The following is a 12,086-nucleotide window of genomic DNA, read 5'->3' as shown; positions in this document are numbered from 1 at the left end:
TTAATTATGTCTATAGTTCACAAAATCGGAAGAAGAAAAACTTCTGTAGCTAGAGTTTATGTAAAACCAGGTTCTGGTGTTATTACAGTAAACGGTAAAGATGCTAAAGAATATTTCTCTACAGACGTGATGGTTTACAAATTAAACCAACCGTTCATCCTTTCTGAGACTGTTGGTCAGTACGATGTTACCGTAAACGTATTCGGTGGTGGAAATACAGGTCAGGCAGAAGCTATCAGATTAGGTATTTCAAGAGCTTTATGCGAAATCAACGCTGAGTTCAGATTAGCATTAAAGCCTGCTGGTTTACTTACAAGAGACGCAAGAATGGTGGAAAGAAAGAAGCCAGGTCAGAAAAAAGCAAGAAAGAGATTCCAATTCTCAAAACGTTAATTTTTTTTCAGACATCAGATTGGAGATGTCAGATTTCAGACTTTTTTTGTCTGGTATCTTATATCTGAAATCTATTAATCTAAATTTAAAATTGCCCGTTACGTTTAGCATCCAAACGCTTCTCCCATCTAAAGAAGTTGTTGATTGTTTAAAAGACGGAAAGTAAACTAACAAAAACAGAAAACATGGCAAAAGCAAATGTAAAAGACCTTTTAGAGGCTGGCGTACACTTCGGTCACATGACTAGAAAGTGGAACCCAAATATGGCTCCATACATTTTTATGGAGAAAAACGGTATTCACATTGTAGACTTACATAAAACAGCAGTTAAATTGGATGAAGCTTGCAACGCTTTAGAAAAATTAACTTCTGCAGGTAAAAAAGTTCTTTTCGTAGCGACTAAGAAGCAAGCGAAAGAAGTGGTTGCAAAACACGCTTCTGAACTTAATATGCCTTATATTACAGAAAGATGGCCTGGAGGTATGTTAACGAACTTCGTTACTATCAGAAAGGCGGTAAAGAAGATGAACTCTATCGACAAAATGAAAAAAGACGGTACGTTCGAAACTTTATCTAAAAAAGAAAGATTACAAGTTGACAGACAAAGAGCTAACCTTGAGAAGAACTTAGGTTCTATCGCTGACATGGTGAGACTTCCTTCTGCTGTATTTGTAGTTGACATCTTAAGAGAGCACATCGCGGTAACTGAAGCTAAGAAACTTGGTATTCCAGTTTTCGGTATCGTTGATACAAACTCTGACCCTAGAAAAGTTGACTTCGTTATCCCAGGAAACGATGATGCTTCTAAGTCTATTGATATGATCCTTAGCGTAGTTTCTGAGTCTATCAAAGAAGGTCAGTCTCAAAGAAAAGCTGATAAAGAAAAATCTAAAGAAGAAGGAGAAAAAGTATCTGCTGATACAGATGCTGATTTCGATGCAGAATAAGTAAAGATTTACGCTTTATATATTAGAAAACCACTGAATTTTATTCAGTGGTTTTTTTATTCTTATTTATAATTTTTGTTTTTTATTGTGAAAGACTTATAGAATAAGACGTCGTTACAAATTTGGTAGACTGGTAAGAAGAATTGCATACCATGCCGGATAATCTGTAGTTCTGGTTTTTAGGAACCATGGTATAGCCTATTTTTCCTGCCCCAATGGGGATTTTTTTAAAGAAATTGTTTCCACTTATGGTAAGGACCATGTTACAGGAAGATTTATTGCTTATAGAAATGGATGTCTTAGGATTGGATGGATCATCATTATTCAAAAGATCGCTTAGAACTTCAGCTGTTTCAGGTTTATAGGTCTTTATCAGTTCTTCATATTCTCTTGCCGTATTAGCTGCACTACCGGAATTATTGGTAGGGTAGGGATTTCTTATCGGATAGCCGCCATAGTTGACATTACAACTGGCAAAAATTAATGAAACCCCGGCAAAAACTAATAGCTTTTTCATACCTATTTTATTTTTTTACTTTTCTTTTTTAGAACTTTTTTCTTCGCAACGTCTTCTTGATTGGGCTTGCGCTCCGTTCCCGGTTGCTTAGGATTATCAATCGTCACAAAGATACTTTTTTTTATATCCTTCTGAGAGGTATATTTCATATCGCAAACATTGCTGTTGATAGAATATAGACCTTTATTGAGCACAACAAAATTTTCTCCGTGAGCAGGAACTGCAAGGTTATAATAATCCTTTCCTTCAATCCGGAGTACAATGTTACAGTCTGAATTATTTTTGAATAAAAGAATGGCCTCTTTACGCGTAATATCTTCATTGAACATTGCGTTCAGTAGTTTTACCGTTTTTTCTTTATGTTCTGCAGAACTTTCCAGCAGAAGCCGCTTGAATTCTTCCGCCTCATTGGAATTAGGATTTCTCATGACACTTTTAGGAATATCAGAAATCACAGGTCTTGCTTCCATAGGTTTGGCAGTACGGGCACCCTTTGTCCACTCCGTATTTTTCAAAGCAATGAGCTTTGGCTTCAGTACACTTCTCTTCGGATCGTCAGGATGTGCATTCTTAAGATATTCTTCAATCTCCTTTATATTTGTGCTTTTTAAGATGTCTTTACTGCCTTTTTGGGCATAAGTAAAGCCTGGGAGTAGGAAGGTGAAGAATAAAACCGTCAATAGATTTTTTTTCATCAATATTATTTATATCATCAGCTTATCCGGAATTTGATGTAAGTAATCGTTTTTCCTTTCGCTGAGAACAGTTCCTCATAATACGTTTTTATATCTCTCAAATGTTCCGTATCCGGATCATATTCAGGGGCTCCGTATATATCATGGTGAGCACTGATGATTTCATATCCAGCTCCCTGTAAGTATCCCAATGTATACCCGTGTAAAAATTCTGAATCGGTTTTCAGGTGAATAATACCTCCGGGCTTCAGAAACTTTTTGTATCGTTCTAAAAAGTCAGGGTGAGTTAATCTATGTTTGGTTCTCTTGTATTTGATCTGAGGATCCGGAAAGGTAATCCAGATTTCATCTACTTCATTTTCAGCGAAGAAATAGTCAACAAGCTCAATCTGTGTTCTTAAAAAAGCCACATTATTCATATTGTTTTCTACAGCTTCTTTTGCCCCGAACCAGAATCTTGCCCCTTTGATGTCAACTCCGATAAAGTTTTTTTCAGGAAACGTTTTTGCAAGTCCTACAGAATATTCCCCTTTTCCACAGCCCAGTTCCAGAACGATAGGGTTGTCGTTTTTAAAAAAATCTTCTCTCCATTTTCCCTTCAGTTCAAAACCATTTAAAGCATCTTCTCTTGTAGGTTGGATGACGTTTGGTAATATTTTGTTTTCTGCAAATCTTGCTAATTTATTCTTGCCCATTGAGTTATAAAATGAGTGCAAAAATACTAAAATTTATATAAAATCTCTGTCTTTTGAGGCTAAAAGACAGAGTATGTAGGGTATTCGGGAAGAGATTATTGGCCTCCCAAAGCTACCATGATCGCGCTTTGTATTGTTTTTTGGGAGGCATATTGAGCCCCACATACCAGACTGGTAAAAAGATACTGTCCTTTTTCTATGACTATAGAGCCGTCAGCATGGGCCGGTACAGCCAGCCTGTATTTGGTATTGCCAACTCCCTCCATTCTTACAATAATATTACAATCCGATTTGTTTTGAATCAGCACAATACTTTCTTTGGCTTTGGGATCATTATCAAAAAGAGAATTTAAGATTTTTACCGTCCTGTTTTTGTGCTCTACAGGAGATACGGCCATAAGCATGTTGAATTCTTCAGCTTCAGCATTGGGAATTGCAGCATTGGAAGCGGTGTTGACCACAAAAGTATTCTGAGCATTGCTTGGGGTGTAAACTTCAGTAGGCTGTTTTGCTGCCAGCTCGGCCTTGTATTTTGCAATCTGTTTTTGCTTGATGATAGCATTCATTTCATCAAAAGTGATCTTTGTAGAAGGCCTTCTTCGTAATAATGCGAGCATTTCCTGCATATCCTTTACCTTCTGGTCTGCCGGATGAGCGTTTTTGATGTATTCCTTCATCATTTCCATTACCCGAGGTTTCAGAACAGATCTTCGGGGATCATCAGGATGGGCATCTCTCAGAAAAGCATTGATCTCGTAGATATTATTACTTTTCAAAATGTTAGTGTAGTCTTTCCCTCTTTTTTGGGCAGACACACTGAAAAACAGAACCAAGCCAAAAAATAAAAATATTTTTTTCATTAATTAATATTAAGTTAGAAATGGGTACTTTCCTTAATTAATTTGTGTTTGGGGCAATTAGTTTTTAATAAATAACGGAATACAAGTGTTTTTATTTTAAACACTTTATTGTGATATAAAAATAAACATATTTTTGAATATTGACGAATGATATGCGATAAAAATTGAATAATCAAAATTGGAGATAATATACATGTTGAAATTAAATCTGCTGAATTCTTCATATAGCAAAAAAAATCCATGCAATACGATACATGGATTCTGTGTAGATATGTTTAAAGGATACTATTCGCTGCTTTGATCAGTCTTTTGTTTAGGCGCAGGAGGACCGACAACTTCCTGTAGATTCGAATTCTTAAGTCTTCTTTGGTAGATAGGCAGATATTTTTCAATAGGAATTTTAACCGCCTCAAAGTTTCCTGCCAATATATAAGGTTGAATATTTTCAGAAGTATAAACGAATTGAAGGAAATTATCAATTAAGTTTTCAGGGATCTTAAACTTCAGGAAATAATCTTTTCCTAAATAATTTTTGATCTGGGTAACAGAGCTGTTCATTCTTTCATAAGCCTGATAACGCTGCTTTTTCTTTCTCTCTCCGGAAAGAATATCGTAGATGCTTTCCAGGCTGAAAGTAAGTCCTCCGTCTCTTAATCCGGCAACAGGAAGTTCCGGTGGAGTTCCGTCTCCTTTAGGCTCCGGAAGTCCGATTACTTTTTTGAGCTTGTAGGCTTTATCTTCTTTTCTTAAAGAGTTTACATCATACCGAAGATTTCCGGTAGGCTTGAATCTGCTGAGTACAATTTCCTGAATTTCATAATACGCAATCTTGAGCTCAACCAGGTTTTTCTGTTGTACCAACTGAGGAGTCAGTTTAATGTCTTTTCTTTCGGTAACGATAGACGTAAAACGGATAACATCTCCCGGATTGGCAGGAATATTAAAATTGCCGTTGAAATCCGTAAGAACGGTTTTCTGAGTGTTCAGATTGGTAACATATACCTGATTAAGATACAAAATGGAGTTGTCTCGAAGGAATACCTCTCCGGAGTATGTTTGTGCATTGATTTTTGCAAGAAATATCAATAGCAGCAGAGTAAACAGTTTCTTCATATAATGCGCAAAATTACATAGAAATACAGCAATTTGTGACTATTTAGATAGAGAATACAGGTTAAAGTTATATTAAACTTTACCAGTAAATTGTTAATGAGTGTTATAAACCTGTAATGAACTTAACAAAATCAGTATTATGCAGAAAAATCGGAAGAAAGAATGCCGGAACTCATGCGTATTCTCATTCAGTCTTTCTTCCATTTTTTATCGGTGTTTTACAAGCAGCCAGCTGGAATATTTAATAGAAAGAGCAGATCCATATTCTGTCCAGGTGATAAAATACCAGTACGTTGCCGTAGGTACATATCGGCCGCCGATTCTTCCGTCCCAGGTATATTTGTTCTCAGGAGTCCCTCTGAAAACTTCAGCACCATATCGGTCAAAAATCCGGAATACAAGATTCTCATTGGCCATCAAAGCAGAATAATTGATCATTTCATTATATCCGTCTCCGTTAGGTGTAATAGTATTGATCAGGTTAATGATTGCAAAAGGTTGCTTCACTTCTTCGCACATTTTGGAATCTCTTACAAATACATGATGTGCCCCTCTTGGTACATTGTAGAAGACATTTGAGCTCTGCCATACCACTGCATCTAAGGAATACTGATAGGGAGGTGTACCGCCGGTCACCCCTACTTTTACGGTAGTCCCGTCTATTTCAATCGAGGTGATCATTGGGCTCGGCAATTCTGTTACGTTTACATATTGCTTGTATACGCAGCCGTTGGATGTAAGTTCTACCCAATAGCTTCCGGCCGGAACGTTATTGATCGAAGGGGTAGTGGCTCCTGTGCTCCACAGGTATCTGTCAAATCCGGGACCTGCATCCAGTGTAGTGGTGGTCTTCGGACATATGGCCACATCTTTCAGCAGATCAGATTTTTTAGGAATTTTAATGGTGATCTTAATTGTACCTACCTCCGGGCAAACTCCATTTTTTTGAAAACGGATGTAATAGGTTTGAGAAGTATTAATATTGACTGATGCAGGAATTGCATTCGTATTGTTCTGTGCATCAGCTAACGTTGCATAGAAAGTATAAGTTACATTCGGATCCAGCGTAAACTGAGGAATAAACTGTGTCAGGTTGACGGTTTTGATTCCATCCAGATCATCATCGCAGACATTTTCTGTAACAGATTTTGTGATCAGCTGTATTCTTCCTCCGATGCTGAATTGTAGAGGCTTGATTACAGAGGCACATCCGTCAGGAGAATCTACTCTGATATAGATGGTTGTTGTAGTCGTATAGCTCCAGTTATTAGGCAGGGTATTATTATTTCCGGCGTTGGCATCCGCAAGATTTGCGTAGTATCTTACATTGGTAAAATAGGTTGGATTATTAAGAACAATACCGGTAACATTAGACAGAATGATATTGACTGTCCCGTCTAAGTTATCATCACAGAAAACACCATTGTAATTATCCAAAACAACTGCCTTGTTAAAGAGTGATAATGTAATCTGGGCAATGCTTTTACAGCCAATATTGTTTTTTACAACAGCATAGATAATCGTTCCGTTAGGAGCAGTATAGGAATTAGGAGCATTGATCAACGCGGCAGGATTTTCTGTCTGGGCATCCGCTAGTGTTGGGTAATAGGTGATGGTAACAGGGTTATTCGTGGTTACATTAGCGGTAGTCAGGTTGAATGTTCCCTGTCCATTAATATCGCAGGCCTGTAGTGTTGTATTGTTGACTTTAAGTGCTAAAATGTTAATGGTTACGGTTACTGTTTCACAATCCGGAAAGACAGGGTCATTTCCACAGAATGTATAGGAAAATGTGTCATTTCCTGCAACTCCGGGCGTATTGGCAGTATAAGTAATGATCCCTGTGGTAGGGTTGATCACAGCTGTTCCTAAAGTGGGAGGAGTCGTAATGGTAACACTGCCAGGAACAGGAGTCTGAGAAGAGCTGCTGAAGGTAGGTGTTATCGTTTGTGAAGTACATATGCTATAAGTGGTTGTACTCAGTTTCGTACAGTTCTGAACTTTAAATTGTTCGGTAACTAAAGGAGCACAGCTGCCCATTGTTACAGAACAGGTATAATATCCGGATTGAGTAGGGGTAATGGAGGAGGAGGTAGCTCCGTTGATAATGATCCCATTTCTGTACCATTGATAAGTATCATAAATGATAGGATCTACGGTAAGTACAATTCCAGGAGCACAGTCTCCCCCTGATTTTAAAATCACAGGCTGTGTAGGAAATCCTGCGAAGAATCCTCCGTATCCTACGGCATCACTTCCCGCGGTAATTCCTGCGGTAATAGCTTTGTCTGAAACAATAGTGATGGTTCCCGTGACATTGGGAATTCCGTAGGTAACCCAGTTAGTTGTTCCTGTCATGTTATAAGGACCGGATGTGGCAGGTGGATTTGCTCCATTGACGGTAACCACAGCTCCTCTTTCCGTAATCAGATTAAGTTTTGTAGGAATATTAAGGATCCCGGTGGGGTTTCCGTTGGAAAGAACAAAATTTTCGTTGATGAATCCGAGTTCGTTGATTTGTTTAGGAAGGTAGCAGTTCAATGCCGGAATAAAATTAAAACCTCCTGTTGCTACTTCATTTCCTGAGCCGGAATCACCCGCCAGAATCTGGTAGACATAGGCATTCTTAGTAGTTCTGATGTATAAGTTATAGTGCCCGTTACCCTGAAGAATGTATTTGGAATCAGGGATCACGAAATACTTACCTGTATTGATCGTTGCGACAGGCAATAATTCATTATTGACATAAATCTGGGTGTTATCTTCAGTCGCAATGATCACTGCGCCCTCCATATTAGCACCAATACTTCCATTTCCTTTTACCAGGGCAAATTCACTCCCCAGTCTGTTGACAGGTACAGCCTGATCCATTAAAATGTCAGAACTGGTAGGGTAATTTCCGGCATATTGTCCGTTGAAATTCCCATTAGTAATATTGACGGGTTTATCAGCAGTGATTTTTGAACCAATGAAACCATCAAAGTTTCCTGTAATATTTCCAATTCCGTCAATGATATAAGATTGTCCCTTGTTTAAAGTGAAGGTCATTGTAGGATTGGTGGCTCCTGTAGTTCCGTTTGAAAACTGGACGGTAGGGCTGTAGCCGGTAATGGTAACGGTAGTATTGTCTTCCGTGGCCAGAACACTGGTCATAAAATTCAGAATATCATTACTTACCGAAATAGGTGCTGACGCGGCATGGAAGGTTTTACCCGTGGAAGGGATTCCCTTGGAGGTAATAATCTCGGCATGATTGTATACTGAAAATCTTAGATTGGCATAAAACGGAAACTCAGCCTTCAGGTATAATCCCTTTGTAGTAGGGGTGAAAAGGTCCGTTTGTAGCGTAGTGATGATATAATTTCTTAATACATCAAATTTCTGCGGATTGTTTTTGCTGATATTCACAGTTCCAATCAGGACATTGTTATTATAAATACTGACCGGGAAAGGCGTTGTTCTGTTGGTAGATAAGTAAAGTTTCTGGTAGGGGCTGGGTGCACCGCTCCTGTCTATCATAGGGGCAAACCAATGTTCTCTGTCCAGTTGAGCAAAAGCAGAGGTGAAAAAATAAAATATAAATAAAAAAGATAGAATTTTCTTCATCTAGTATTAGTCTTTATCACAAATTTAATAATAAAAAGCATTGAATGCTTGAAAACATAATAAAAAAACCACGATTTGGGAATCGTGGTTCTAAAATTGTAAAGTAAAATGACTATTCTCTGTTTTTCACCATAATCCATCCGGTGTATTTTATGGCAGTTTGTTTATTATTAGGCTCATTCCATCCTATTTCATACCAATAATTCCCTGTAGGGACTCTTCTGCCTCCGGAAGCACCATCCCATTTGTATCCGTTGGTTTTATCTGCCTGAAAGATCTTGGTTCCATACCGATCAAAAATATTACAGACCAGGTTGTTTTTTACAGCCAGAGATGAATAATCTACAAAATCATTCTTACCATCCTCATTTGGAGTAATGACGTTGATAAGGTTAGGAACGGTGATGTCTACTTTTATCGGCTCGCAGTTGTAATTATCTTTTACATATATGCTTGCATTACCTCTTGTAATATTGGTGAAAACATTAGAATCCTGCCAGTTAATATGATCCATAGAATATTGATAAGGAGATGTGCCTCCTATAACGTTGATGGTCACAGTATTGTTTGAAATATCAATATTTGAAATGACAGGGTGCTCTGAAGGATATACTTTTACAGTCTGCAAGGTTACACAATCTCCGGTCTTCAGTTTTACCCAATAGCTGCCCACTCCTACATCTTTGATGGTCTGAGTGGTTGCTCCTGTGCTCCATTCATAGCTTTTAAAACCTGGCCCTGCATCAAGTGTCGTTTTCTCTTCCATGCAGATGATCTTATCTTTCAGAACGTCAGATTTTACAGGTGGCAGTACAACAAGAGTAACCACCGCTACGCTGTAACAACCGTTGGCATTGATCACTTTTATATAAACGACACCGCTGGGAGCCACATAATTGGCAGGGTTTAATATTTCATTAGTTCCTGCATGAGCGTCTGTAAGTGAAGGATAATATTTCTTGGTAATATTGGTGGCTGTTGTTACATTCACATTGATAAGATTAAATAATCCTGTGGCAATGTTATTTTCAAGAAAACAGGTTCTTATAGTGGCATCATTCACTTTAGGTCGTCCGGAGATGGTTAAGTTTAGCGTTATTTTTTCACAATCCGTAAAGTTGGGGTTATTTCCACAAAATTTGTAAACAATGGTTTCAGTTCCCTGAAAGTTTAAATTGGGAGCATAGCTTATGACTCCAGTCGTTGGATCTATTGTAGCTGTACCATTTGTGGGAGGTGTCAGTATTACTACAGATCCGGGAACTACAGATTGTGTAGAACTGGTGAATGCAGGGATAATCTGCTTTACGTTTTCACACATGATCTCATTGACCGTAGTGTTTGTAAGACAGGTGTATACTTTGTAGACGGGAGTTATTACGGGAGGACATGACCCTACCGTAATTTTTACGGTATAATCTCCGGATTGTGTAGGAGTATATGTATTGGAATTAGCACCAGGGATCGCAACGTTGTCTCTATACCATTGGTAAGTATCAAAACTGTCATCTACTTCCAGTATAATTCCGGGAATACAGTCACCAGTCTGTTTGGCAATAACGGGAATAGAAGAAAATCCGGCAAAATATCCTCCATATCCTACAGCGCCGCTTCCTCCGGCAATACCGGCCGTTACTGCTTTATTAGATGTTACAGTGACATTTCCGGTAATGTTGGGGATAGAATAAGAAACCCAGCTGTTGGTTCCACTTACCGGATAAGGACCCTGTATAGCTGTGGGGGGAGCTCCGTTGACCATGACAGTAGCTCCTGTTTCTGTTAAAATGTTTAATTTAACCGTGTTGACTGACGGTGGAAGAATATTGATCTTTCCGATTTCATCAATTTTTCTGGGTAAAAAGCAATTGAGGGGTGGGATATAGTTGAATCCGCCTGTAGCCGCCTGAATGTCATTGGCCACTCCTGCCAAAAGCTGATATACGTACACATTTTTTGTTGTTCTGATGTACATATTATAGTGATTGTTCCCCTGATTGATATAATTGGTATTGTTTACCTCATTTACCCTGTAGCTTTCCCCTTCGTTGAGGGTAATGATCGGAGTGGCTGCATTGTTGATAAATACCTGGGTATTATCTTCTGTAGCAATGATCAGGGCATCCTCCATTCGTTCGCTGATGTTGGCATTTCCTTTTACAACGACAAACTCGTTTCCCAGCCGATCTACCGGAACCGACTGGTCCATAATAATATCTGTACCAAAACCTATGAGAGAATTGCCCAGAGAAAACTGTCCGTTGAAATTTCCATTAGTAACAGAAACAGGCTTGTCTGCTACGATTTTGGCACCTATAAAACCTTTACGATTAACCGTCAGATCTCCATCACCTTCAATAATGTATGATTGCCCTTTATTAAGAGTGAAAGTCATTGTTGGATTGGTTGTACCTGTTGTATTATTGGCAAATCTTACATTAGGGGAATATCCGGAGACTGTAACTGTAGTATTGTCTTCTGTAGCAAGTATTCCGGTAGTAAAATTGATACCACTGGAATTAGATGCTGTTATCGGAGCAGCAGCAGCATAGAAAAGCTTCCCTATCCCTGCCTTACCCTTGGATGTTAATATTTCAGCATGGTTAACCGATGAAAATCTGAAGGTCACAAAATAAGGCTTAGTCCCTTTTGTATATAGCCCCATTTTGACGGGTTTAAATAAATCATTCACAGTAGTAGTCATCATATTCTGAAAAGGAACATTAAAGACCTGTGAATTTCCTTTGCTGATGGTAACTGTACCAATCAGAACGTTATTATTATAGATCTCTACCGGAAATGGAGTCACAGAATCTGTAGAAAAATACAATCCCTGTTGCTCTGTTGCATTGGTATTTCTTTTCATCATCGGTGCGAACCAATGGTCTGTATCTCTTTGGGCATAAGTCATACTCAGGGTGAGTATGGTCAGCAGAAAGATTAACGTTCTTCGCAGAAATACAAAGACTGCTTGTTCTTTCTTAAAAAATAGTGCTTTTAACATATTTTTGGTGTTTTTTGTAAATAATTTTCATTGATGCAGAGGGAAACGTTAGAGTTAGGAGGAAAGATATTTCGAACGAGTGCTTCCACAGATAAACTGGCTCGGGTAAAGTGGGGCACAGTCAATCTTTTTAATAAGTGAATTTCTATAAAAAGAGGCTGAATACTAAATACCAATAAGTTCATTGGAAATTTCAACAGATTAATCGTTAAGGTGACTGTTGATAAAAATATTAATGAAATTACCGGTATGTTCTTTT

Annotated in this window: 9 protein-coding genes; 2 read left to right on the top strand and 7 right to left on the bottom strand. The window is 38.3% G+C overall.

Annotation, left to right across the window (positions count from 1 at the left end; all coding sequences use genetic code 11):
• Positions 1–6 precede the first annotated feature (6 nt).
• The gene (rpsI, locus tag AC106K_RS20290) at positions 7–393 is read left to right on the top strand and encodes a 30S ribosomal protein S9 (RefSeq protein ID WP_002976218.1); all 387 of its coding nucleotides are present in this window, start codon (positions 7–9) and stop codon (positions 391–393) included.
• A gap of 185 nt (positions 394–578) precedes the next feature.
• Positions 579–1,340, top strand: a complete 762-nt coding sequence (gene rpsB, locus AC106K_RS20285; protein WP_027375421.1) for a 30S ribosomal protein S2 — start codon at positions 579–581, stop codon at positions 1,338–1,340.
• A gap of 82 nt (positions 1,341–1,422) precedes the next feature.
• Here the strand turns inward: rpsB and AC106K_RS20280 are convergent, their stop codons facing one another.
• The 7 genes from AC106K_RS20280 to AC106K_RS20250 form a co-directional block, all read right to left on the bottom strand.
• Positions 1,423–1,857, bottom strand: a complete 435-nt coding sequence (locus tag AC106K_RS20280) for a DUF6759 domain-containing protein (RefSeq protein ID WP_482447255.1) — start codon at positions 1,855–1,857, stop codon at positions 1,423–1,425.
• A gap of 2 nt (positions 1,858–1,859) precedes the next feature.
• A complete protein-coding gene (locus AC106K_RS20275; RefSeq protein WP_482447254.1) occupies positions 1,860–2,552 on the bottom strand; it encodes a DUF6759 domain-containing protein in 693 nt (230 codons plus the stop codon).
• Positions 2,553–2,569: 17 nt separating this feature from the next.
• The gene (gene trmB / locus AC106K_RS20270; RefSeq protein ID WP_482447253.1) at positions 2,570–3,247 is read right to left on the bottom strand and encodes a tRNA (guanosine(46)-N7)-methyltransferase TrmB; all 678 of its coding nucleotides are present in this window, start codon (positions 3,245–3,247) and stop codon (positions 2,570–2,572) included.
• 95 nt (positions 3,248–3,342) lie between these two features.
• Entirely contained in the window at positions 3,343–4,107 is a 765-nt protein-coding gene (locus AC106K_RS20265) for a DUF6759 domain-containing protein (RefSeq protein WP_482447252.1), read from the bottom strand.
• 285 nt (positions 4,108–4,392) lie between these two features.
• On the bottom strand, positions 4,393–5,220 hold the full coding sequence (locus AC106K_RS20260; protein WP_482447251.1) for a hypothetical protein: 828 nt from the start codon (positions 5,218–5,220) through the stop codon (positions 4,393–4,395).
• Between the two features lie 207 nt (positions 5,221–5,427).
• Positions 5,428–8,826, bottom strand: coding sequence for a T9SS type B sorting domain-containing protein (locus AC106K_RS20255; RefSeq protein WP_482447250.1), 3,399 nt, complete (start codon positions 8,824–8,826; stop codon positions 5,428–5,430).
• 112 nt (positions 8,827–8,938) lie between these two features.
• The gene (locus AC106K_RS20250; protein ID WP_482447249.1) at positions 8,939–11,827 is read right to left on the bottom strand and encodes a T9SS type B sorting domain-containing protein; all 2,889 of its coding nucleotides are present in this window, start codon (positions 11,825–11,827) and stop codon (positions 8,939–8,941) included.
• Positions 11,828–12,086: the final 259 nt, after the last annotated feature.

The organism is Chryseobacterium sp. FR048, assembly GCF_056844665.1.
This window is presented reverse-complemented; position numbering and strand designations above follow the sequence as displayed.